This window comes from Vibrio genomosp. F10 str. ZF-129 (assembly GCF_000287055.2).
Taxonomy (GTDB): Bacteria; Pseudomonadota; Gammaproteobacteria; order Enterobacterales; family Vibrionaceae; genus Vibrio.
Map to the genome: position 1 here is coordinate 40,525 of NZ_AJYQ02000089.1, position 23,803 is coordinate 64,327.

Genomic DNA, 23,803 nt, shown 5'->3' on the forward strand with positions numbered 1-23,803 from the left:
CGGAACTTCCGACCTTAGTTAACATAGGTTATAGGGGCTAGATTCTGCCTTGAAGCGGTATAATTGTCACGCTTTCTCCGACTTTTACTGTATCAACCGCAGGAGCTACTTCAATCAGGCAATTGGCTTCGCTCATTGAACGTAATATACCCGATCCTTGTTTTCCCGTCGTACGAACAGATAACTGACCTGAAGAATCGATAGAATAAACACCACGGCTAAATTCCGTACGGCCTAACCTAGAACGTAACGGGGCCTCTGCCACCGCTGATACTTTTAATGGCTGCCAGTGGGCTTGCCCTTGCATTTTTCTGATCGCAGGTTCAACGAAATTAATGAATGAGACCATTACAGCAACCGGGTTACCGGGTAGGCCAAAAAACGGTTTATTGGCGACATGACCAAAAGCGAGAGGGCGACCTGGGCGCATGTTAATACGCCAGAAATCAATATTACCGAGTTTTTCTAAGGCGAGTTTTATATAGTCAGCATCACCTACTGAAACCCCGCCAGAGGTAAGAACAAGATCCGCTTGTTTAGAGGCCATTTCCAACGCGTCTATCATTTTTTGTTCATTATCTTCTAGAATACCAAAATCAATGATTTCACAGCCTAGTGTTTCCAATAGGCCCATTAACGTATAGCGATTCGAGTCGTAGATAGTATTGGGTTGTTGCTTGCTTCCTGGTGCCTGTACTTCGTCTCCGGTAGAGAAAATAGCAACTTTGAGTGGCTTGTTAACTTGGCATCTGTCAAAACCGAGTGAGGCTAGCATACCCATTTCAGGAGATTGAATACGAGTACCATGAGTAAAAACAACCTCTCCTTGTGCTAAGTCCTCACCAGCTTGGCGTACATTCTGTTTACTGCTGATGGATGCATCACCAAAAGTGACCGTGTCACCGTTTAATGATGCTTGTTCACGCATGACAACGGTGTCGGCCAAATCGGGAGTCGGTGCACCCGTCATTATCTTAACCGCTTCACCCTTGTCTAATGATTTATCGTAAGAATGACCAGCAAGTATCTCGGCGACCACTTTATAGAAAGAGCGCCCTAAATCGTCTCCGCGTATCGCATAGCCATCCATTGCTGAGTTTGTATACGATGGCACATTAATTGGCGAAGTAATATCTTCTGCTAGTACGCGGCCATACGATTGTTCAATGGCTATCGATTCGTGTAACTCGACACCAGACACCATTGAAAGAATCTTGTCTCTTCCTTGTTCAACCGATAAAAACGCAGGAGACAAGGTGTCACAACACGCTGAAATAACAGGGGCTACTGAACTTTGACTGATCGCTGTGTTTCGTTTCGCTATGTCGTCATGAGACTGTTCATTATGATCGTTTACATAACTCAGCACGAACTGCGCAATACCTTCAATGTCGTCGATACTCATCTGAGGCAATGGCGCATCAACTATTAAGTCCGCAGCGATGGCAATGATATTCTCGTCATGTGGGTAGATCCAAGGCTTGCCGACTTCTTCTCTGTGTAACTCAATTTTTGGGAATGCGATATTTTTACATCCCTCGACTAAAACCAAATCCAGCTTATTTACATCAAAACGTGTCAATAGGTAATCAAATTCAGATTCAGAATCCGGCGTTTCGGTCATCAGCGCATGGCGGTTTCTTGAAGAAATCAACATCTGAGAAGCGCCTGCTTTTCGAAGTCTAAAGCTGTCTTTTCCGGGTTTATCTACATCAAAATCATGGTGCGCGTGTTTGAGTACTCCGACGCGCAATCCTGAGTTAACCAGCTTCGGTAGCAAAGCTTCCAGCAGTGTTGTTTTTCCCGTCCCTGAGTAGGCGGCAAATCCCAGCAGTGGTAATTGAATAGAAGGCATGTTCATGATTCGATCGCTCCAAATTGGGTCAGTTCATCGGGGGTATTCAAATTAAGAAAGCAATCTGGAGAATCGCTAAAATCAACGTATTCAACGCGACATTCTTTGTAAAGTAAGATGATTTTTCGTTCGCCACGCTCAAGAAACGCATCAAGCTTAGGTAACACGCGCTTATTAAATAAGGTAAAGACAGGCTGTTTATATTCGCCGTCGTGTGCCACTAAAATATCGACACTCTCGGTTATTTGGCTCTCGAAACGTTCGACCAGATCGAGATTAATGAGTGGGCTATCACAAGGGACAAATCCGACCCATTCGGTCTCTGATTTACCAAGACTTGCGTGGATACCACCGAGCGGGCCAGGGTAGCCTTTGAACTGATCATCGATGACCGAGGCGTATTGTTGATAAATGGCGAGGTTTCTGTTTGCGTTGATCCTAATGGAATCCGTTTGAGGCTCTAACCTCGCTATCACATGTTCAATGAGCGGTTTACCAGCAAGATTAATCAATCCTTTATCATGCCCGCCCATTCGAGTGGCTTGTCCGCCAGCTAAGATGACCCAGCTAGTTTGCACCGGTGTTAACATATGAACTCTCTTGTTCTATATCTGGAATAATTTGTAATAATGGTGACTCTACAAGAGTCGAATCTTTTATCCACCATTGTTTTCGACATAATTGAGTGAGTGCATTAGTTTGATGACTCGTAATGACCAGACTTGCGCCTCGATTGATTAAATCTTGCGCCATAACGACCAATCGGTGAATCGACTCCTGGTCAAGTGATGCGCTGGGCTCGTCCATCAATAAGATTGAAGGTTTCAGTATCCAGGCTCTTGCCATCGCAACGCGCTGCTTTTCACCACCTGAAAGTACCGAAATATGTTCATCGGCTAATGTCTCTAAACCAACCATTCTAAGGGCAGTGATAACCTGCGATCGTTTATCTATTTTTGAGAGTTTTTGAAAACGAATCCCATAAACAACATTTTGATAAACCGTGCCATCGAAAAGGTAAGGAGTCTGATGTAAATAGATAATATCTTTGTACCCAACACATCCGGTAAATCGTGTTAACCAGTGTCGATTGGGGGTGACAATGTTACCTGCACTCGGTTTAACCAAACCGGAAAGGATTTTAAGTAGCGTTGTTTTACCTACACCATTGTCTCCTTTCAGGTAGACCACATCACTGGGGCCGATCGATAGCTCGGGTATATGGAAAAGAATACGATCTTTAAAACGCATTGAAAGTTGTTGAGTCGTAATTTTAATCGTCATACCTCCTCCATTAGGTCCGTAAATAGCCTTTGCCACGCATCATCGACATTGCCGAATTAAGCGCCAATGCGAGCGTTAATAGCACAATACCAAGAGCCACACCCTGTGCAAACGCGCCTTTGTGACTTTCCATTGCTATGGCGGTTGGGATGTTTCGAGTCAGCCCCATAATATTTCCCCCAACCATCATTGAGCAGCCGACCTCAGTGACAATTCTAGAAAACGCCGCAACAACAGCCGCCATTAGTGGAAACCTTAATTCCCATGTGACCGTCAATGCGACTCGGTAGAGTGATACACCGAGCGTTACGGCGGTTTCAACTGAGCGTCTATCACTCGATTGTAATGAACCGTGCATCATTGAAACCAGAACGGGAAAACAGATCAACATCTGTCCGACAATCATCGCTTTTTGACTAAAAAGGAGCTGTAAATCTCCCAATGGCCCCGCTCGTGAGAGCATCATATATAGGAGCAACCCAATAACGACCGTTGGGATAGCCTGAAGCGTGTTGATAAGAGACAATAAAAACCATTTACCAGGAAATTCACTGTACGCGAGGACAAACGCACATACGATAGCAGGAAGTAACACCACAGAGATCGCTGACAATGAGACGCTAAACGATACCGCTACGATTTCCCACAGTTCATGATCAAGACTGAATAAAAGCGCTAACGCATCTAACGTTGTTTGCCAAAGGCTCATGAGGTTATTGTTCTCTTCATTATTGAAATCCCAAGACGCTTCGCCTAAAAAGTTTCTTCGCTAAAAAAGTTGTTTTCGTTTAAATACGACCGTTTTCGTTTCAGCGAAGAATGGGGTTTGCATTACTTTATTGGGTTAAGGTTTTTACTATTCAGCCGCGTTAGAGACAAACAGCTGCTTGCCATTGAGCTTGAACTGATTGATCAGCGCTTGTCCTTTTTCGGCGACTAACCAATCACTTAAAACCTTAGCCCCTTGATAATTAATGCTTGGGTAGCGCTCTGGGTTAACCAGAATAACCTGGTAAGGATTAAATAACTTTTTATCGCCTTGGAAAAGCAGGGTGAGATCCAGTTTGTTGTTGTAAGCCAGCCAAGTACCCCTATCGGTCATGGTATAACCTTGCATCTCAGCGGCCATGTTTAACGTTGGCCCCATTCCTTGTCCAACAGAGCGATACCCACCGAAATTAGGGTCGATCTTGCTTTGTTCCCATAGGCCCATTTCTTTTTTGTGAGTGCCAGAGTCGTCGCCACGGGAAATAAACGTCGCATTTTTCTGAGCTATTTTTTCAAAAGCGGTAAGAACGGTGTTTTCACCGACGATATTAGCGGGATCGTCTTTAGGTCCGACAATCACAAAATCGTTATACATCAACTTTCTCGGCTGAACACCGTAGCCTAAGGATACAAAAGTCGCTTCTGCTTTAGGTGCGTGGGTCATGACTAGATCAACGTCACCATTTTCGCCCATTCTCAAGGATTTACCTGTTCCCGCAGCAATCACATCCACTTTATAACCGGTATCTTTTTCAAATTCAGGTAACAAATGATTGAGTAACCCAGAATGATATGTGCTGGTCGTGGTTGCTAAGCGAACGTGAGGTAACTCTTGGTTAGCCGCGTAAGAAGTAAAACTGAATAAGCCAAGTGACACAGTGATTAAAGCCGAACGAGCGAAGTCCATATTAATAATTCCGTTGAATAATAAAATGCATAAATAGGTTTAAAAGTTATGCCTATTAAGCAAATCAAATGCCAACTTGTAATCTATTGAAATACAAGGCTATTGCAATTAAAAACATGAGAATAACGAGATAAATATTAACTTATGAGAGAGAAAGGACAAAATGTCGCACATAAGTCACAGTCGGATCGAAAAACATTGCTACAATCGGATGTAACTTTTTGTTCATACACGAGATACTTATGTCGTCCTTACTCAATGCAAACAATAATCAAAAATACGGTGCGTTTTCAGTTCTAGTTGTAGATGATGAAATTGGAATGCAAACCATATTAAAAAAAGCGTTAAGTAAATGGTTTTCGACAGTGCAGTGCGCTGCCAGCATTGAAGAAGCAGAGGGGATTCGGTCAGAACATCATTTTGACCTCATTGTATTAGATATTAATTTACCTGGTCGATCCGGTGTTGATTGGCATGAAGCGTTCAGCGATTCCGACAAACGTTGCGACGTGATCTTTATGACAGGGTATGCGGATCTTGAAACCGCTATTAAAGCACTAAAGCTTGGTGCTAGTGATTTCATCCTTAAACCTTTTAATCTAGAGCAGATGCTTCAAGCTGTTCAGCGATGCATGGAAAAGAAACTTGCCCAAAGGATGCAATACGCACTGCAGCGTGATGTGCTGCGTCATTGCGCAACGAGCATTATTGGCCACTCCAGCAAAACTCAGCAATTAAAACAGATGATCGCGATGTTTGCGCCATCAAAAGGATCGGTGCTAATTGAAGGAGAATCAGGCACTGGAAAAGAGTTGGTGGCAAGAGGAGTTCATGAAGCCAGTGAACGCTCAGGGCCTTTTATTCCTATCAATTGTGGCGCGATGACACCCGATCTACTTGCCAGTGAGCTGTTTGGGCACACTTCTGGCGCATTCACGGGCGCAAAGAAAAGCAAAGAAGGACTATTTAGGGTAGCTAACGCGGGCACATTGTTTTTAGATGAAATCGGTGAGATGCCTTTGACTATGCAGGCGTCGTTGCTGCGCGTGCTTGAACAAAGGACGATTCGACCCGTGGGTAGCGAAAGAGAAGTCAGCGTTGATGTTCGTATCGTTGCGGCAACCAACCGTGATCTTGAAATGGAAGTAAAAAACGGGTTATTTCGATCAGACCTCTATTATCGCCTTAATGTACTAAAAATTAGCGTTCCTCCTTTAAGAGAAAGGAAATCAGACCTAAAAGAGTTGGTGCCTCACTTTACAAAAATGCTTACCAGTGAATTAAGCATGCCCACACCAAATTGGGCCTATGAAGATATTTCAGCACTTAACGATTACAACTGGCCAGGCAATATACGAGAGCTAAAAAACCTGATTGAGCGGTGCATTTTACTTGGCAAGCCTCCCGCTCACTATTGGCGTGAGTTAAATGGTGAGACGGTTCATCCGATGAACGTGGAAGCTGAACAATCCGAATTAATCAGCACGGATGGAAGTTCACCAACAGGTCCTGGCAGTCAAAGCGGTTACCCAGATTCCTGGTCTTTAAAACAAGTAGAAAGAGCCCACATACTCAAAATTGTCGATCGATATGATGGCAATAAATCGGCGGCGGCACGTGAGTTAGGGGTGGCTAGGAAAACACTCGAGCGAAAATTCAAAGAATGGCTCACAGAGGAAACTGAACTTGAAAAATAATGACGCTTCTTCAAGAGCAACGCATAGCACTCGGCGGGATATCTTGGGGAAGTGGCGTTATCGATTTAATTCAATGGTGCGCTATCGACTGCTAATCCTCACTTCTGCGCCCATTGTTCTTACGCTCATCTCCTTGATTGGTATTACGATTTACTGGTCTATTACTTACACATGGAATGCCGCATTAGTTGATGTGTCAGAACGGCTAGGGGTGGCAAACAATAGCATCGCATTGCTTCAACAAAAGCAAGCTAAGGCCATTGAGTCACTTTCTCAATCCTACGATTTTCGTATTGGTCTGAATAAAACGCACTCAAATGGTCACTTTACATCTGAACAATTTACGTCATGGGTCGAATCACAAAGATATCGCTATGATCTCGATTTTCTCGCGTTTTATCCGATCGATTCTGCTGCTGATTCCCCAAATAATAAGAACCTGTTTCCCAAATCATCAACTCAACAGGAGCTCGATAAAAAGATCTTTCCAATTCAATCGCAGTCAGGTGTTCTTCCTACTGCTCACACCTTTTTCGACCGCTTCTCTCAACAGCAGCTTGAAGCATTCGGGAGTGATCTGAGCCTGTACGCGCAAATCCCCTTAGTCGAATTAAGTGAAATAGGTGAATCGAGTCAAATAAAAACCGATGGGTTGGTAAGTCGTTCAATTCTTCCGATTCTAGACTCCAATAATCAACTCGTTGGGTATCTTGATGGGGGACTGTTACTGAACAATAGCACCATTCTTGTTGACCAGATTAAAGAGCTTATCTATCCAAACGACACACTAGACAGTCGACGCCCCAAAGGAACGGTAACGGTATTTCTTGATGATGTGAGGGTTAGTACCAACGTGCCTTTAGACAGCGATACTGAAGTAGGTAGAGCGATTGGTACAAGGGTATCCGAGGAGGTTAAGCAAGCGGTTCTTATTGATGGTCAACAATGGGTGGATCGCGCGTATGTCTACGATGCTTGGTATATCACGGCGTATCGACCTATCAAGGATAGCCAAGATAGCGTTATTGGTATGCTGTATACCGGCTATTTGATCTGGCCGTTTTTTAAAGAGTACATGACCAACATTATTGAAGTCAGCCTGATGACACTGGCGTTACTATTGGGCTCGGGGTATGTAGTGTACCGAGGATCGCGAGATCTGTTTCAACCGATTGAACGCATTCATAGAGTGGTCAAGCTCATTCAACTGGGAAAAGACAAAAGGATAGGAGAGCTAGGCCTTGATGAGCAGCATGAGTTAGCTCAACTTGCTCGGCAGTTCGATAATATGCTCGATTCTCTTCAGCAGCGAAAGATAGAAATAGAACAGGCCGCATTGCAACTGGAAGTTAAAGTCAAAACCCGAACCGCAAGCTTGGAAGAGAAAACCGCTCAATTGGAGCACCACATCACGTTGCTCAATCAAACAAGAGACAAACTCATCATTAACGAAAAGCTGGCCGCATTAGGCGAGCTAACCGCGGGCATTGCTCATGAAATAAACAACCCAACCGCCGTAATTCTTGGCAATGCGGAGTTGATCAAAATAGAACTTGGTGATGATGCAAAAAAAATCGAAGAAGAAATTGATTCTATTTTGGAGCAAATTGATCGAATACGAAACATTACCCGCAGCCTTCTACAGTACAGCAGACAGGGCGGCATACAAGATGAAATCAATTGGGAACGCGTCAATCCGATCATAGAAGAAAGTATGACCCTTGTTAAAACTGGCGCGAACAAACGAGGCATTACCTTTATCGCTGATTTGCATGCCCGAACCTCCGTCGAAGTTAATCGCCACCAGTTCCTTCAGGTGTTAGTTAATCTTCAGATGAATGGAATTTATTCAATGAACGGGCAGGGGACGCTTACTATTTCGAGTCACGATTGGTATGAAAATGAGGTTCTCAAAGGCGCTGTCATTCAAGTTGCTGATGAAGGGTGTGGTATTAGCCCTGAACATTTGAAACGCATCTTTGACCCTTTTTATACGACCAAGCGTGATGGCACGGGACTGGGGCTATCAGTATCGCAAAGTATCGTCAGCCAATCCGGTGGGCAAATAAAAGTAGAGTCGGCATTGGGGAAAGGCAGCGTATTTAGTGTTTATTTACCCAAGAAAGATGACAATACGCATTCAGTATTACTCACTTAGTGTATCGGTCAGTAAATAAAGGACAAAGTTGAAATTTATCCAGGTTTGCGGTGTAATTTATGTGATCTAAAGCAAACAAGACTTGAAGTTCTTGCTACGAACAAGTAACGTTGCGCCGTTTGTATGTCATCCATTAAATTGAAGGTAACCGCATTGATCTCCACAGCGAACATCACCCAGCAGTTTGGCGCTAAGCCACTTTTTGAAAATATTTCTGTCAAATTTGGCGAAGGCAATCGCTATGGTTTAATCGGTGCGAATGGTTGTGGTAAATCAACGTTCATGAAAATCCTCAGCGGTGAATTAGAGCCTACTGGTGGAAACGTCAGTTACGATCCGAATGAACGTGTCGCTAAACTAAACCAAGACCAGTTTGCTTATGAAGAGTTCACTGTGATTGATACCGTCATTATGGGTTACAAAGAGCTTTGGGAAGTTAAGCTAGAACGTGACCGTATTTACTCACTGCCGGAAATGAGTGAAGAAGACGGCATGAAAGTTGCGGATCTAGAAGTCCAGTTTGCTGAAATGGACGGTTACATGGCCGAAGCCAAAGCAGGCGAACTTCTCCTAGCCGTTGGTATTGAAGAGTCGTTGCATTTCGGACTGATGAGTGCGGTGGCTCCTGGTTGGAAACTTCGTGTCCTACTCGCACAAGTTCTGTTTGCAGACCCGCATATCATGTTGCTTGATGAACCCACCAACAACTTGGATATGGATACCATTGCTTGGCTTGAAGAAACATTGAATCAGCGTAATTGTACGATGATCATTATTTCCCATGACCGTCACTTCCTAAACTCTGTATGTACCCATATGGCCGATCTGGATTATGGTGAATTACGCCTATTCCCTGGCACCTACGACGAATACATGACGGCAGCAACACAAGCGCGTGAACGTCTATTGACCGATAACGCGAAGAAAAAAGCCCAAATTGCTGAGCTACAAACGTTCGTATCGCGTTTCTCTGCGAATGCATCTAAAGCGAAGCAAGCAACATCACGAGCTAAGCAAATCGATAAGATTCAATTAGAAGAAGTCAAAGCTTCTAGCCGTCAAAGTCCATTCATTCGCTTCGAGCAATCAAAAGAATTGTTCCGTAATGCGCTAGTAGTGGAAAATCTATCACAAGGCTTTGAAGAAGACTTATACAGTAAGTTCGATGCGATCTTTGAAGTTGGTGAACGTGTTGCCATTATTGGTGAGAATGGTGTTGGTAAAACCACACTGCTTAACACGCTAGCAGGTGCCTTAGAAGCGCGTACCGGTGAGTACAAATGGTCTGAAAACTCTAACATTGGTTACTATGCCCAAGATCATGCTCATGATTTCGAAAATGATATGAATCTGTTTGATTGGATGAGCCAATGGCGTCAAGAAGGCGAAGACGAGCAAGTTGTCCGTGGTTTCCTTGGTCGTATGCTATTTGGTCAGGATGATATTAAGAAGTCGGTCAAAGTAATTTCTGGTGGTGAGCAAGGTCGTATGCTTCTTGGTAAGATCATGATGCACAAACCTAACATTCTGTTGATGGATGAGCCAACCAACCACATGGATATGGAATCTATCGAGGCGTTAAACCTAGCGCTTGAGAACTACAAAGGAACCCTGTTCTTTGTTTCTCACGACCGAGTATTCGTTGACTCTCTTGCAACCCGTATTCTTGAAATCAAAGATAATATGATTCATGATTTCCGCGGTACCTATGCAGAGCTTCTTAAGGCCCGAGCTGCTGAAAGCAAATAATCGTTACGTTCCCCATTAACGAAAGCCCATCATCAAAGATGGGCTTTTCTATTTCATAATGGCATTTCATATTGTTCGGTATACACATTAATCGATAGTATTCCAATGTTCCTTAAGCATTTAAGTTCGCCTTCAGTATTTAAATTCGCCAACAATACGCTCCAGTTTTTCCCCCACCTGATTAACCTGAACACTGCACTCTGCTGATTCTGAAATCGTGGTGTACGTGCTACCTGCCAAGTCAGCAATTTGCGTAATATTACGGTCTATATCTGACGACACCATCGACTGCTCCTCGGATGCTGTCGCTATTTGAGTGTTCATATCAAACATCTCGCTGATCTGCTCGGTAATCAAGCCAATTGCGGAGACCGCTTGTGCCGTTTTATCATTGGTTATGTGTGCCTGTTCCAAGCTATTTTGCATTAAATCAATCGTTCCTTTTACACCTGCTGTTAACCCATTTATTGTTGACTCAATTTGCTGGGTAGAGTTGTTGGTCATTAATGACAATTGGCGCACTTCGTCAGCAACCACTGCAAAGCCACGACCATTCTCGCCCGCACGCGCGGCTTCAATGGCGGCATTTAACGCGAGTAAGTTAGTTTGTTCCGCTATACCTTGAATGGTTGATATGACGGAGTGAATCTCGCTGCTGTGTTTTTCAAGTTCCGCGACCATTTGTTGAGAGTTCTCGATGTTACTGGTCAGTATATGAAGGCTATTACTCGCATCGTTAGTCAGATCCAAGCTTTTATCCGCCTCTTGTTTAACCAGATGTGCATTTTCAGCGGCACTTTCAATATTGGCTGTAATTTCGTTACTCGTCATCACAAGTTCATTGACCGCCGTGGCCACTAACTCAGATTCAATTTTCTGCTGTTGAGCGTTATTCATGCTCTCGGTGGCAATATGTTTTGAGGCCAATGAGCACTCATTAAGCACATGCATAACACCTGCGATATCTTTGATATTGTTATGCAGTTTAGAGACAAAATGATCAAACGAGTTCGATAACTGAGCGAGCTCATCGTTGCCCGTTGAGTTCATTCTCACAGTCAAGTCACCATTGCCTTCCGAAATATCTTTCATTAAATGGGTAATCTGACCAATTCGCTTCGTGATGCTGGTGGTAATGATGACAAGTAACGCAGAAATAATAAACGCTAATGCAGCACCAAAGACGTTAAGCTCCGTCTTTACCTGCGTTCTCGTTCTATCCACCACCACATTAATCGATTCTTGAAGTTGATGAATAGCTTCTTCTGCTCCGTGTACATTGGTTCTTAAGGCACCTCTCATACCTAATTGTGGTGATAATCCATAAACATCGTTCTCAGCCACAAACCGTAGAAATGACTGCTGGTAGCGAACCATTTCAGTTAAAACCTGAGTATAGGCTGATGAACGGGACGTGAAATTGTTGATAGCTGCTTCGAAATCGAGCACAGCCTCTTGAGAAGGGGCGATAAGGTAATGGAAGTCGGCTTTCACTAGGGCCAAATAGCTCGCCTCTAGCTCAGCACTTTGTGTTTGTTTGACTGCATAGTGAAGACCTAGACGATTATCATTGAGTTTCGCACCCAAACCGGACTGTTGATCCATCCCCAGCAGCGATACTTGCTTGCTTAGTTGATGAAATTGCCCCTGATACTGTCTTAATGTACTAGTGATCGTGGTGAGCTGACCTAAGGCCGAAGAGTCGTATTTTGAAAGGGTGTCTTGCAAAAATAAAACACGTTGCTCTAACTGCTCGAAAGTTTCATCAAAGCGGGTGACGTATTTAGGATCTTTACGAGAAAGAAAGTCTTTCTCGTGCCGCCTTAACGTTAACAAATCTATCGCACTAAGTTGATTCTGTTTTGCTGCTTTTTCAATGTCTTCAAGAGTAGAGAAGCTCGCCTGCTGGTACAGGGCATAGCTCACGATGCCAATGACTAAAGTACAAACCACTGTTAGCAACTTTGCTTTTATCGATACATTTTGTAGAAATGACGTTGTTCTCGGTGACCCAGCCATAGGCACCTCCCATAGTAATGGTGATAGATTGACGTTGAATACCCACTTTTAGCTTATTATGTGAACTTTTTATTACAGTGGATATACAACGAATAGCAGCTGGGTATGGTTTTGCAAGTTGAAAGCTGAATTAAACGACCTGCAAAAAATGACAAAAAATAGAGAAATTAGCCTTTAACATCGAAGATGATTTTTTCTGCGCCCGTAAATACTTGAAAACGCAGGCCCTTAGCGCGAGCGATAGTCGTAATGCCAAATTTGTTCGCGAGATCCAGTCCCATTTGGGTCACTCCTGAACGTGACAATAAAATGGGGATTCCCATCTGCGCGACTTTAATCACCATCTCTGAAGTTAGGCGGCCCGTTGTGTAGAAAATCTTATCGGCACCCGTGTCTTTGTTTAACCAAAGCTCTCCGGCTAAGGTATCAACCGCATTATGGCGGCCAACATCTTCTACAAAGGAAATCACTTCGCTGGCGTTACAAATTGCACAACCATGTACGGCACCCGCTTTTTTATAGGTATCGTTATAATGAGTTAAGGCTTCGAGGGCAGAGTAGATATCTGATTGTTTTAGTTTGACTTGAGGAACTTGGTAACCCTCAAGCTGCTTCATCACGTTTCCATACATTGTGCCTTGTCCACAACCCGAGGTGACGGTTTTTTTCTTCAACGCCTTTTCTAACTGAGAAGTGTCTTCTTTCGTCACCACCGCTGCACTGTGCGTTTCCCAGTCAATAATGATCGATTCTATCGCATCAGGATCCTTGATGAAGCTCTGATTTTTTAAATAACCGAGAACAAGTGATTCCGGGCGTGAGCCTAGGGTCATCAAGGTAACAATCTCTTTCCAATTTAGAAGAACCGTAAGAGGGCGTTCACAAGCGATTTGTTTCAGTAATTTCTCACCATATTCATCGAACACTTCGACTTCAATGGTTTGTACTGGGTTCTCTTGGGTTTTGATAATACTAGGTTGAGTCACTCTAAATTCCTGTCTTATGGTTAGGGCCTGTTGACCTTAGTAAAGAGGCGCATGGTGAAAAATGACAGCCTTTGTATGCTGCTCTCGCGTTCACATTGAGATTTCTTAATCATGTGACACCTTTCATGCTGCAATGCGCTATTGTTTTTAAGCTATTTCCTCTAAAGGGAAGTCAATACTGATGTTTGTCGAAGCAAAGTAACCTCAAAAATCGGTACTTGAGATAAATAAGTTAAAGGTGGCGTAAATATTGCTTTTATCGTGCCATAAATACCACAATAAACATGTAAATGTGAAATAGGTGAACCATGTCTAACAACGACTATCCCAACACAGAGTTGGTTAAAGATGAAAATCTATGGCCAATACGCTGCCATTTAGTATCGCATGAGATCACCACTGGAGTTTGGACAACGACTCAATGGCAATTAAAAGGTTTTGATTTGAACGCTCGCACACCAGACAAGTGCGAATCAGAAACCAGTAGCAACAACCCACTGGTCATTTTAGAGCTATTTAAAGATGAGAGAACAGACTATCGCTTTAACTTGAGTTCAAATCAGCCTAAATTATTCTTAGTGTTAGATAATTTTGATGATGCAGAAGTTCAGTCCGTCGTGACACTTACGGCGTCACAAAGTGTCGCCAGTCAATACATGGACGGCGACTATCTCGTACTTTCTACTGATATGCCATTGGCTGTACAAGCTTGGATGGAAGCCTACATAGGTCGGCATGGGGAATTGTTAGAGCAGAAGAGGAAAAAGCGTAAAGGGGCGGGTAGAGCCAGTGGCAAATAACTTTTTATCACGTTGGTCAAGCAAGAAACACCTTGAAGCATCGACCTTACAAAAATCGGCTACAACATTACCTGAGGCAAGTGACATAGCAACAGAAGCCGTTGTTCTAGCAGAAAATGACCCCTTAGCCAAAGTGACAATAGACAGAGAAACAACAAACAAAGCCACGATAGACCATGTCTCCCCAACGAATCAATCGTTGCAGGGAATGGGTCAGAGCTCACAGGAAGAACGAAGCGCGGTTTCTGTTGCGGATGAATTAGAGGATAGCCAACGGGATGAAAGAGACTCTATTGAGGAAGGATCCCTTTCTATCGCTTCACTCTTAAAGAGTGACAGCGACCCTTTGCTAAAAAAAGCGGCACTGAGGGCGCTGTTCAGTGGTGAAGAGTTTAATCATGTCGATGCACTCAATGATTATGACCATGACTACAGTGCCATTCCGAGTTTATCCCAAGACGTCGCTCAATCACTGCGGGAATGGATTAAGCCTACATCGAAGGAAAGTGCTGATGAGACAGTCCAAAAAGAGTCGGATTCTAATTCACCACAACCAGACCCCGACTTAGAACCTGTCTCGGAGGATGATAATTCTGAGTGTGGTGCATCGAACGACGTAAAACAACAAACATTAGGCACATCAGAAACAGATCTTGTGCTGGGTAGTGAATCAAATACTGATTTACTCAGCGATTCGTTAGAAGAAAAATAGTAACCTTACAATTAATAGGTACATTTTGACCTAATCGAGAAATTCGAGGTGCGACATTATGTCGCACCTCGCTACTGTTCTTATCTCCTCGTTTTAAATACAATCCAACTTACTCTTAACATATTGTTTTTAAATAATAAAATTTTTGGAATACTAATTGCATTGCACTGTATGTGAATCCCTGTTCTCACATGGACCCGAGCAATGCTAAAAGAATTACTACAACAAGCGACATCAAATAATGGAAAGGCCCGTTCTTACGCAATAGAAAATACCGTAGAACTGACGAATCTTATTCCACCGACCGTAAGCTACGAAAGTGGTGGTCACACCTTAATTATCGGCCCGACGGATATTATTCAGGCTACAGCAAAACAGTTATCGAGCATGGCCTCGTTGACTCTGCTTTCTACTGATGGAGAGAAAGGCGAAAGTAACAACATTTATTTCTCGTCCTCGATCGAAGTGTCAGGCTTTTTGGGGACATTTCACGTCCATATATCCCATCATGGTGAGGCCGATCTAAACGCTGGAGGTTTCCGCTCAGAAAGTAAAAGAAACCTCGCTACCATCGCAGTTAACCGAGAATGCTTTGATGTCATTCTCGATCTTTCGCTCACAGGAATCATGAAAGAAGAAGTGCCTGTTCCGGGCTATTATCCTGTCGGGAGGGGCTACCCAAGCATGCAGCAAGCGCTATCGGAAATCCCAACACTTATGGGGACCTTCGATAAACCCAAGTACTTCCGATTAGATACCGATTTATGCGCTCACAGCTCACGAGGTGTAAAAGGGTGCGATCGTTGTGTAGATGCTTGTCCAGCTGGAGCTCTTTCAAGCATAGGCAGTGACAAAACAGGTTATAACATTGAGATAAACCCTTATCTCTGTCAGGGAGTAGGCACTTGCGCAACGTCGTGTCCGACAGAAGCCATTCGTTACGCCTTACCCAATCCTGAAGAAACACAGCAATTTGTAGAACGTACGCTTGAGAATTACCGCAAAGCGGGTGGCGAGCACCCAATTGTCTTATTTTGCAGCGCCCGCCATGAACAATACACCATCATGGCGTTAAAACAATTGCCAGATAACGTCATTCCGATCGTGGTAGAAGAACTACCCTCAGTGGGTATTGATACTTGGTTCGCCGCATTAACCAATGGAGCGACTCAGGTGCTCTTTGCAGCCAACCAGCACATGCCCCCAACGATTATTCGAGTTTTAACCAAAGAAGTCGCCATGGCACAAGCACTATTAGCGCCATTGGGTATCGCTTCTGACTGCATAGAGATCTTGTATTTAGAATCGATGCACAGAGTTAAGGCAGATTCAGGTACTCAGCAAGATCAGACATCTGCGGTGAACACTCTCGATCTTCAAACCCCGGATCGTCAAATACCGAGTTTACAAACGAAAGTGTTGAGCCCAATCATGGGTGGGGTGAGTGGATCTAAACGTCATCGGTTATTCGAATCACTCGATACCCTTACTCGTCATCATCAACCCACTGAAAACACAACACCACTAATGGAAAGTGCGCCCTATGGCAGCGTTGATTGCGAATCAAAAGATTGCACTTTATGTATGGCGTGTGTAGCCGTGTGTCCAACGCGAGCACTTCACCACGATGGTGAGTCTCCTTCACTACTTTTTATCGAACAAGACTGTATTCAATGCGGCATGTGCGAGAAGGCCTGCCCTGAATCTGCGCTTTCATTGTCACCGCGCATCAATTGGGATTCAGAACAGCGTAACAAAGCTATTGTATTGCATCACGAGAAGCCTGCCGAATGTTTACGTTGTAGCAAACCTTTCGCCCCGCAATCGATGATAACTATGTTGCAAGATAGGTTACGCGGTCACTCTATGTTTGCAGATGATGTCGCTATTAACCGTATCGCGATGTGCGAAGACTGTCGAGTCAAAGACGTTTTCGAAGCAATGGCTGACGACCCAACGAAACAACTCACTTACTAGGAGCGCATTTTGGATAATCAACATCAAGAAATACGTGCTGACATCTATTTACTGATTGCTACGCTGTTTCGACAGCCGCCGAGTGCTGAAATCATTGCGTTTTTAACGTCACTAGATATAGAAACAGAAAGCAGTGCCATGCAACAAGCGTGGCACGCCTTGAAGCAATCTGCTAGCACTAGCGAAATAGCCAATCTGAACGACGAATATCAAGAGTTATTCATCGGTATTGGCCGTGGCGAAGTGGTCCCATTCGGTTCTTGGCATATGACAGGGTCATTAATGGAAAAGCCACTCGCACAACTTCGCCAAGATCTAAAAGCATTGGGATTTGAACGTGAAGAAAGCGTTAAAGAGCCTGAAGACCATATTTCCGCATTATGTGAAGTGATGGCTCTACTCATTAATCAAAAAGACCCAGAGCAACAGGCATTTTTTAATGCACATCTAGCACCTTGGTATTCCTCTCTTTCGCAACAAATAAAGCAAGCGAATCATGCCCAATTTTACGTTCAAGCCGCACAGCTACTTGAGGCGTTTTTGCATGTAGAACAAGTTCGATTCAGTCAAAAGCGGGCGGGGTCAAAAAGCAAACTAACTATTAATGTCAATAATACCAGTAACCTAATTCAATCAACCTAATTCAATCAACTTAATTCGAACTCCTATAAGAAGCGCCAAAGCGTTCAGTCGCCCTAACATGGTAAGGAAGCAATACATGAACAACAAAAAAGACACTGACACATTAGACACCGGTCGACGAGACCTTTTGAAAGGCTTAACAACAGCTGCGGTTGCGGGTGCCGTCGCCGCCGGTGTTAGCACTAAAGTATCGGCTGAAGAAGCGGTGTTAACGCCCCAACAAAAAGAAACAGATGGGTACCACGAAACTCAGCACATCCGTGATTATTACGACTCGCTATAGGAGCAAACCAATGAAATTAACAAAACGCTCAGATAGCGTGACTAAAAAAGAGAATCAATTTGGTGTGAGTCGTCGTGCCTTTATGAAAAATTCCTCTTTGGCTGCGGGGGGCGCGGTCGCAAGCGCTTGTCTGTTCGCACCGGGAATGATGAAAAAAGCAGAAGCGAAATCAGTCCCTAGCGATGCCAAAACAGAGATTAAACGAACGATTTGTTCCCACTGTTCCGTTGGTTGTGGTATCTACGCGGAGGTTCAAAACGGAGTATGGACAGGGCAAGAGCCAGCGTTTGATCACCCATTTAATGCAGGTGGGCACTGTGCCAAAGGGGCAGCACTGCGTGAGCACGGACACGGTGAACGTCGACTCAAATACCCAATGAAACTTGAAAATGGTAAGTGGAAAAAGCTGTCATGGGAACAAGCGATTAATGAAATTGGTGATAAAGCGTTAGAGATTCGTAAAGAGTCAGGGCCCGATTCTGTTTATTGGCTAGGAAGTGCCAAGCACAGCAACGAACAAGCGTATATGTTCCGTAAAATGGCCTCGTTATGGGGAACAAATAATGTCGATCACCAAGCGCGAATTTGCCATTCAACTACCGTAGCGGGTGTTGCAAACACCTGGGGCTATGGCGCGATGACCAACTCCTTTAATGACATGCACAATTGTAAGTCTGCGCTCTTTATTGGTTCTAACCCTGCTGAAGCGCATCCAGTTGCGATGCAACATATCCTAATCGCCAAAGAGAAAAACAGCTGTAAGATTGTCGTGGCCGATCCTCGCCGTACGAGAACAGCTGCCAAAGCGGATCACTATGTATCATTAAGACCTGGCTCAGACGTGGCGTTTATCTGGGGCGTGTTATGGCATGTGTTTAAAAATCAGTGGGAAGATAAAGAGTTTATCCGCCAACGTGTGTTTGGTATGGATGAGGTTCGTGAAGAAGTCGCCAAGTGGCCGCCTGAAGAAGTAGAGCGAGTGACCGGCATAACAGAAGAAGAAGTATACAAAACCGCAAAACTACTGTCTGAAAATCGCCCTGGTTGTATTGTATGGTGCATGGGCGGAACCCAACATACGACAGGTAACAACAACACTCGTGCTTATTGTATTCTCGAACTAGCGCTTGGCAACATGGGTAAGTCTGGCGGTGGTGCCAACATCTTCCGTGGTCACGACAATGTACAGGGTGCAACGGATCTTGGTGTTCTTTCGCACACGTTACCTGGTTATTACGGCCTTTCTGATGGCGCGTGGAAGCATTGGGCGGGCGTATGGGGCCTTGAGTATGAATGGGTGAAAAACCGATTCGACCAAGGCAAATACCGAGGAAAGCTGCCAATGAACAATATGGGAATTCCCGTTTCTCGTTGGATCGATGGCGTTTTAGAAAATAAAGAAAATATTGAGCAAAAAGACAATATCCGCGCCATGTTCTATTGGGGCCACGCGGTCAACTCACAAACCCGTGGCGTCGAAATGCGAACGGCCATGAAAAAGCTGGACATGATGGTGATTGTTGACCCATACCCAACCGTTGCTGCAGTGATGAATGATCGAACCGATGGTGTCTACCTTCTTCCTGCAACCACGCAATTTGAAACAACGGGGTCTGTCACCGCCTCTAATCGCTCTCTTCAATGGCGAGAGCAGGTGATTCCGCCGTTGTTTGAATCCAAGCCTGACCATGAAATCATGTATCTGCTAAGTAAGAAACTCGGGATTGCGAATGAGCTATTTAAGAATGTGAGAATTGACAATAATCAGCCCGTTATTGAAGACATCACAAAAGAATTCAACCGCGGCATGTGGACCATTGGCTATACCGGTCAAAGCCCTGAGCGAATTAAAGCGCATACCATGAACTGGCATACGTTCCATAAAACCTCTCTTGAAGCTGAGGGCGGTCCAGCGCATGGAGAAACTTACGGGTTACCTTGGCCATGCTGGGGAACTCCAGACATGAAACACCCAGGTACGCATATTTTGTACGACACATCTAAGCCTGTTGCGTTGGGGGGAGGAAATTTCCGCGCTCGATTTGGTGTGGAATATGAGGGCAAAAATTTACTTGCCGAGGACAGCTATTCTAAAGATTGCGAACTCCAAGACGGCTATCCAGAATTTACCGACAAATTGTTAAAACGCTTAGGCTGGTGGGACGATCTTACCGATGCAGAAAAACTCGCTGCTGAAGGTAAAAACTGGAAAACAGATGTTTCAGGCGGAATCCAACGCGTTGCAATTAAGCATGGTTGCATGCCGTTTGGCAATGCGAAAGCACGCGCAATTGTGTGGACCTTCCCAGACCGCGTACCACTGCATCGGGAACCACTGTACACACCTCGTCGAGATCTCGTCGCCGATTACCCAACATGGGATGACAGTGAGTCTATCTACCGTTTACCAACCATGTACAAATCAATCCAAGATCAAGATAAGTCTCAAGAGTATCCAATTATCTTAACGTCAGGCCGTTTAGTCGAGTATGAAGGTGGGGGAGAAGAGACCCGCTCAAACCCTTGGTTAGCTGAACTTCAGCAAGAAATGTTTGTAGAAGTTAACCCGAAAGATGCCAACGACATTGGATTTAAAGATGGTGACATGGTGTGGGTTGAAGGCGCTGAAAAAGGCCGTATTCATGTGAAAGCGATGGTGACACGTAGAGTAAAACCAGGTCTGGCATTTATTCCTTTCCACTTCGGGGGTAAGTTCCAAGGCGAAGATCTGAGAGACAAGTACCCAGAAGGCACAGATCCTTATGTGATTGGTGAGTCCGCAAATATTGCAACCACTTACGGTTATGATCCTGTTACACAGATGCAGGAAACAAAAGTGACCCTTTGTAACATTCGAAAAGCTTAGGAGTAATAAAGATGGCTAAAATGAAATTCCTTTGTGACACCAAGCGCTGCATCGAATGTAACGGCTGTGTCACCGCGTGTAAAAATGAAAATGATGATGCCTTGGAATGGGGTATTCAGCGTCGACGTGTAGTTACGTTGAATGATGGTGAACCCGGTGAAAACTCGATTTCAGTTGCCTGTATGCACTGTACCGATGCGCCGTGTAAAGCCGTCTGTCCAGCGGACTGTTTTGAGCATACAGAAGATGGCATTGTTCTTCACAATAAAGATCTCTGTATTGGTTGTGGTTACTGTTTATTTGCGTGTCCATTTGGTGCGCCCCAGTTTCCTAAGCAAGCGGCGTTTGGTGAACGTGGGAAAATGGATAAGTGTACGTTCTGTGCAGGTGGCCCAGAAACGGAATCTGGCTCCGTAGAGGAACAGCAAAAATACGGTGCAAATCGTATTGCAGAAGGCAAACTACCGATGTGCGCATCTTTATGTTCGACCAAAGCACTGCTTGCCGGAGATGCTGAAAAGGTCTCTGATATTTTCCGTCAAAGGGTTGTTGAGCGTGGGGCGAAAGACGCAGGCTGGACCAATGGTGAAGACCTCTCTTTTGATGCGACCAAAAGCTAACAGGGACCAGGTATGCGATTAGATTTAATACGAAAGTCTCTTGTATTGCTGTCTCTAGTGGGCGCAATACTCGCTTCGTTATCATTTCAAGCTTTTGCCAACACGGAGCCAGCAGTCTCAGAACGCGAGATAACTCAACTGGCTGGTGCTGAGTTCTGGCGCCAAGTTCGAGCTGGGGAAGAGGGCGTTACGACGTCACAATTCCCAGAACATGGTGTGCTGATTAGTGCGCCTGGACAGACTTGGTACATCCTTAAAGAGAAGTGGATGTCTCCTGCTGGAGCTGTTGCTATTTTTGGCAGTATTTCAGTGGTTGCACTTGCCTATCTTATTGTTGGACCAGTCATGTTAAGTAAGCCACGAACTGGAAGAAAAATTAAACGTTGGACTCGCTTAGATCGCGCTTTGCACTGGAGTATGGCCTTCACATTTCTTACCCTTGCATTTAGTGGCCTAATGCTTGTTTACGGTAAGCATTTTTTGAAACCCTATGTACCAACTGAACTTTGGGGCTTCGTGATTATGCTCGCCAAACAGTACCACAACTACTTGGGTCCACTGTTTGGTGTGTTGCTGATCCTAATCCTATTCAAGTGGTGGCGGAAATCGATTTTCCGCAAAGTTGATGTCACCTGGTTTATGAAGTTCGGTGGAATGGCAGGAAAACACAAAGGCAGCCACCCATCGGCTGAATTTTCAAACGCTGGAGAAAAGGCACTTTTTTGGCTGCTTATTGTCGTTGGAGCAGTGGTCGCTTTTAGTGGGCTGGTCTTAGACTTTCCAATTTTTGGTCAAACCCGTCGCGATATGGAGCTGTCTAACCTTATCCATATGTTATCAGCACTTATTTTGATCTGTGGCTTCGTCTTCCACATTTACATAGGCTTGTTTGGCATGGAAGGCGCGTTAGAGGCGATGGTCACCGGTGAAGTTGATGAAACATGGGCAAAAGAGCACCATGATCTGTGGTACGAAGACGTGATGCTAGAAGAACAGAAAAGCGAGCAGAAGCAAGCAAACGTCAAGGAGATGAGCAATGAACAAGCATCATAAGGGGATTTGGTTTGCCTATGTTGCAAGCTTATTCACGCCGTTAACCTGTTTACTCTCGGGTGTTATCGCCATCATCTATGCAGGTTACCGTCTTGATAAAGGTGAAGATTCAGAGGTGGTGATTTCTCATTATTATGGGTTAATTCGTAGCTTCTTTTTAAATCTGACGTTTTTTGTTGTGCTGATCGTGACGATTGCAACATCGAATGGGGTCCTAATCGGCATCAACGACTACTGGTATAACAGTACGATCATTGATTCTGTCGCCTATTTCATACCTATTGTGGGGATTGCCTTAGCGGCCATCGCCATATTAATTTGGTTCGTGCGCATGTTTAAAGGAATGAAGCAGCTAAAAGCTAATCTTCCTCTACAGACAATGAAAGGCCCCAACTTATAAGATTGTTCGTCTTTCTCGCTGATCGACTGACTGAGATGAAAAAATGAGGATGGTGTTTGCTACAACACCATCCTCATTTTTTGCTTAATAGAAGAAATTCTATTGTTGTTCTTATCTTGTTGTTCTTATCCTATTTTCTGTTTTGGCTCACAGAACCCACAGTAAAGTCAGGGAAATAATACTATGGTCTAACGACATACACTTCTGAAGCGTATCGAACAGTGCTAGTCTTTATTTAAAGTTAGCGCTAAAAGGATATAGCATGAAGTTTCCTTACAAAAACATTGTAATCTTAACGGGGGCGGGCATATCTGCTGAGTCCGGAATTAAAACATTCAGAACTCAAGATGGCCTGTGGGAAAATCACCGCATTGAAGATGTGGCTACGCCTGAAGGCTTTCAAAAAGATCCCGACCTTGTACAAGACTTCTATAATCAACGACGTAAAAAACTTCAATCTGATGCTATCAGCCCCAACGCTGCACATATAGCGCTCGGTAAACTTGAAAGAGAGTTAGAAGGCACCGTCACGATCATTACTCAAAATATTGATAACCTCCATGAAAAAGGCGGGAGCAAAAACATTATCCACATGCATGGGGAGCTTTTAAAGTCTCGCTGTAGTGAATCAAACCAAGTTATTGAACACACTGGTGATATTCAGACTGGAGACTTGTGCCACTGTTGCCAAATCCCCGCTCAGATGCGACCACATATCGTTTGGTTTGGCGAGATGCCGCTTAGAATGGGGGATATTTATTCCGCTCTAGAACAAACCGATCTTTTCATTTCTATTGGTACGTCAGGCGTTGTTTACCCGGCGGCTGGATTTGTTCACGATGCAAAAATGCACGGGGCGCATTCAATCGAGATTAATCTAGAACCGAGTGCAGTGGAAAGTGAATTTGCAGAGAAGCGTTATGGTAAAGCCAGTGTAGAAGTGCCTAAACTTGTAGAAGAGCTGCTTACGCTGGAGAGCCAAAAGTCAGCCTAACATGAGCTTCAGGAGCAGTCAGTTAACCTTTTG

20 protein-coding genes are annotated in these 23,803 nt (G+C 44.3%); 13 read left to right on the forward strand and 7 right to left on the reverse strand.

Annotation, left to right across the window (positions count from 1 at the left end; translation table 11 throughout):
• Positions 1 to 37: 37 nt before the first annotated feature.
• From A1QO_RS09035 to A1QO_RS09055, 5 genes are all read right to left on the reverse strand, one after another.
• A complete protein-coding gene (locus A1QO_RS09035; RefSeq protein WP_431354863.1) occupies positions 38 to 1,855 on the reverse strand; it encodes a bifunctional molybdopterin-guanine dinucleotide biosynthesis adaptor protein MobB/molybdopterin molybdotransferase MoeA in 1,818 nt (605 codons plus the stop codon).
• A 2-nt stretch (positions 1,856 to 1,857) separates the two neighbouring features.
• Positions 1,858 to 2,445, reverse strand: a complete 588-nt coding sequence (gene mobA / locus A1QO_RS09040) for a molybdenum cofactor guanylyltransferase MobA (RefSeq protein ID WP_017041200.1) — start codon at positions 2,443 to 2,445, stop codon at positions 1,858 to 1,860.
• The gene (locus A1QO_RS09045) at positions 2,423 to 3,139 is read right to left on the reverse strand and encodes an energy-coupling factor ABC transporter ATP-binding protein (RefSeq protein WP_017041201.1); all 717 of its coding nucleotides are present in this window, start codon (positions 3,137 to 3,139) and stop codon (positions 2,423 to 2,425) included. Before A1QO_RS09045 ends, mobA begins: the two co-directional genes overlap by 23 nt.
• Before the next feature lie 10 nt (positions 3,140 to 3,149).
• Positions 3,150 to 3,848, reverse strand: coding sequence for an ABC transporter permease (locus tag A1QO_RS09050; protein WP_017033347.1), 699 nt, complete (start codon positions 3,846 to 3,848; stop codon positions 3,150 to 3,152).
• A gap of 147 nt (positions 3,849 to 3,995) precedes the next feature.
• The gene (locus tag A1QO_RS09055) at positions 3,996 to 4,814 is read right to left on the reverse strand and encodes a substrate-binding domain-containing protein (RefSeq protein ID WP_017033346.1); all 819 of its coding nucleotides are present in this window, start codon (positions 4,812 to 4,814) and stop codon (positions 3,996 to 3,998) included.
• A gap of 242 nt (positions 4,815 to 5,056) precedes the next feature.
• On the opposite strand from A1QO_RS09055, the gene A1QO_RS09060 reads away from it, so the two are divergent.
• From A1QO_RS09060 to A1QO_RS09070, 3 genes are all read left to right on the forward strand, one after another.
• The gene (locus A1QO_RS09060) at positions 5,057 to 6,511 is read left to right on the forward strand and encodes a sigma-54-dependent transcriptional regulator (protein ID WP_017033345.1); all 1,455 of its coding nucleotides are present in this window, start codon (positions 5,057 to 5,059) and stop codon (positions 6,509 to 6,511) included.
• Positions 6,512 to 6,584: 73 nt separating this feature from the next.
• The gene (locus A1QO_RS09065) at positions 6,585 to 8,669 is read left to right on the forward strand and encodes a HAMP domain-containing histidine kinase (RefSeq protein WP_017039235.1); all 2,085 of its coding nucleotides are present in this window, start codon (positions 6,585 to 6,587) and stop codon (positions 8,667 to 8,669) included.
• Between the two features lie 153 nt (positions 8,670 to 8,822).
• Complete coding sequence (locus A1QO_RS09070) at positions 8,823 to 10,418, forward strand: ABC-F family ATPase (RefSeq protein WP_026026714.1); 1,596 nt, start codon at positions 8,823 to 8,825, stop codon at positions 10,416 to 10,418.
• A gap of 132 nt (positions 10,419 to 10,550) precedes the next feature.
• Here A1QO_RS09070 and A1QO_RS09075 read toward each other — a convergent pair whose 3' ends face one another.
• On the reverse strand, positions 10,551 to 12,437 hold the full coding sequence (locus tag A1QO_RS09075; protein ID WP_017041202.1) for a methyl-accepting chemotaxis protein: 1,887 nt from the start codon (positions 12,435 to 12,437) through the stop codon (positions 10,551 to 10,553).
• A gap of 167 nt (positions 12,438 to 12,604) precedes the next feature.
• A complete protein-coding gene (gene fdhD, locus A1QO_RS09080; RefSeq protein ID WP_017038585.1) occupies positions 12,605 to 13,423 on the reverse strand; it encodes a formate dehydrogenase accessory sulfurtransferase FdhD in 819 nt (272 codons plus the stop codon).
• A 308-nt stretch (positions 13,424 to 13,731) separates the two neighbouring features.
• Here fdhD and A1QO_RS09085 point away from each other — a divergent pair, with 308 nt between their 5' ends.
• The 10 genes from A1QO_RS09085 (at position 13,732) to cobB (ending at position 23,770) form a co-directional block, all read left to right on the forward strand.
• Positions 13,732 to 14,223 (forward strand): DUF3305 domain-containing protein, encoded by a 492-nt coding sequence (locus A1QO_RS09085; protein WP_017033340.1) that lies wholly within the window; start codon positions 13,732 to 13,734, stop codon positions 14,221 to 14,223.
• On the forward strand, positions 14,213 to 14,935 hold the full coding sequence (locus tag A1QO_RS09090; RefSeq protein WP_017041203.1) for a DUF3306 domain-containing protein: 723 nt from the start codon (positions 14,213 to 14,215) through the stop codon (positions 14,933 to 14,935). The genes A1QO_RS09085 and A1QO_RS09090 overlap by 11 nt, the downstream gene beginning before the upstream one ends.
• 204 nt (positions 14,936 to 15,139) lie before the next feature.
• Positions 15,140 to 16,912 carry a 4Fe-4S binding protein gene (locus tag A1QO_RS09095; RefSeq protein WP_017041204.1) on the forward strand — a complete coding sequence of 591 codons (1,773 nt, stop codon included), beginning with the start codon at positions 15,140 to 15,142 and terminating at the stop codon, positions 16,910 to 16,912.
• Between the two features lie 9 nt (positions 16,913 to 16,921).
• Positions 16,922 to 17,554, forward strand: a complete 633-nt coding sequence (locus A1QO_RS09100) for a TorD/DmsD family molecular chaperone (protein ID WP_017038588.1) — start codon at positions 16,922 to 16,924, stop codon at positions 17,552 to 17,554.
• Between the two features lie 76 nt (positions 17,555 to 17,630).
• Positions 17,631 to 17,837, forward strand: coding sequence for a twin-arginine translocation signal domain-containing protein (locus A1QO_RS09105; RefSeq protein WP_017038589.1), 207 nt, complete (start codon positions 17,631 to 17,633; stop codon positions 17,835 to 17,837).
• 10 nt (positions 17,838 to 17,847) lie between these two features.
• Complete coding sequence (locus A1QO_RS09110; protein ID WP_017041205.1) at positions 17,848 to 20,703, forward strand: formate dehydrogenase subunit alpha; 2,856 nt, start codon at positions 17,848 to 17,850, stop codon at positions 20,701 to 20,703.
• Positions 20,704 to 20,714: 11 nt separating this feature from the next.
• Positions 20,715 to 21,323, forward strand: a complete 609-nt coding sequence (gene fdh3B, locus A1QO_RS09115) for a formate dehydrogenase FDH3 subunit beta (RefSeq protein WP_017034289.1) — start codon at positions 20,715 to 20,717, stop codon at positions 21,321 to 21,323.
• 12 nt (positions 21,324 to 21,335) lie between these two features.
• Positions 21,336 to 22,376, forward strand: a complete 1,041-nt coding sequence (locus tag A1QO_RS09120) for a formate dehydrogenase subunit gamma (protein WP_017041206.1) — start codon at positions 21,336 to 21,338, stop codon at positions 22,374 to 22,376.
• Positions 22,360 to 22,776, forward strand: a complete 417-nt coding sequence (locus tag A1QO_RS09125; protein ID WP_017034287.1) for a hypothetical protein — start codon at positions 22,360 to 22,362, stop codon at positions 22,774 to 22,776. The genes A1QO_RS09120 and A1QO_RS09125 overlap by 17 nt, the downstream gene beginning before the upstream one ends.
• Positions 22,777 to 23,038: 262 nt before the next feature.
• Entirely contained in the window at positions 23,039 to 23,770 is a 732-nt protein-coding gene (gene cobB, locus A1QO_RS09130; RefSeq protein ID WP_017034286.1) for a Sir2 family NAD+-dependent deacetylase, read from the forward strand.
• The last annotated feature ends 33 nt before the right edge of the window (positions 23,771 to 23,803 follow it).

Coding starts and splice junctions, on each gene's coding strand:
- A1QO_RS09110 (WP_017041205.1), top strand. CDS start 17,848: ATGAAATTAACAAAACGCTCAGATAGCGTGACTAAAAAAGAGAATCAA.
- A1QO_RS09060 (WP_017033345.1), top strand. CDS start 5,057: ATGTCGTCCTTACTCAATGCAAACAATAATCAAAAATACGGTGCGTTT.
- A1QO_RS09055 (WP_017033346.1), bottom strand. CDS start 4,814: ATGGACTTCGCTCGTTCGGCTTTAATCACTGTGTCACTTGGCTTATTC.
- mobA (WP_017041200.1), bottom strand. CDS start 2,445: ATGTTAACACCGGTGCAAACTAGCTGGGTCATCTTAGCTGGCGGACAA.
- fdh3B (WP_017034289.1), top strand. CDS start 20,715: ATGGCTAAAATGAAATTCCTTTGTGACACCAAGCGCTGCATCGAATGT.
- A1QO_RS09105 (WP_017038589.1), top strand. CDS start 17,631: ATGAACAACAAAAAAGACACTGACACATTAGACACCGGTCGACGAGAC.
- A1QO_RS09075 (WP_017041202.1), bottom strand. CDS start 12,437: ATGGCTGGGTCACCGAGAACAACGTCATTTCTACAAAATGTATCGATA.
- A1QO_RS09065 (WP_017039235.1), top strand. CDS start 6,585: ATGGTGCGCTATCGACTGCTAATCCTCACTTCTGCGCCCATTGTTCTT.
- A1QO_RS09120 (WP_017041206.1), top strand. CDS start 21,336: ATGCGATTAGATTTAATACGAAAGTCTCTTGTATTGCTGTCTCTAGTG.
- cobB (WP_017034286.1), top strand. CDS start 23,039: ATGAAGTTTCCTTACAAAAACATTGTAATCTTAACGGGGGCGGGCATA.
- A1QO_RS09125 (WP_017034287.1), top strand. CDS start 22,360: ATGAACAAGCATCATAAGGGGATTTGGTTTGCCTATGTTGCAAGCTTA.
- A1QO_RS09050 (WP_017033347.1), bottom strand. CDS start 3,848: ATGAGCCTTTGGCAAACAACGTTAGATGCGTTAGCGCTTTTATTCAGT.
- A1QO_RS09045 (WP_017041201.1), bottom strand. CDS start 3,139: ATGACGATTAAAATTACGACTCAACAACTTTCAATGCGTTTTAAAGAT.
- A1QO_RS09035 (WP_431354863.1), bottom strand. CDS start 1,855: ATGCCTTCTATTCAATTACCACTGCTGGGATTTGCCGCCTACTCAGGG.
- A1QO_RS09095 (WP_017041204.1), top strand. CDS start 15,140: ATGCTAAAAGAATTACTACAACAAGCGACATCAAATAATGGAAAGGCC.
- A1QO_RS09085 (WP_017033340.1), top strand. CDS start 13,732: ATGTCTAACAACGACTATCCCAACACAGAGTTGGTTAAAGATGAAAAT.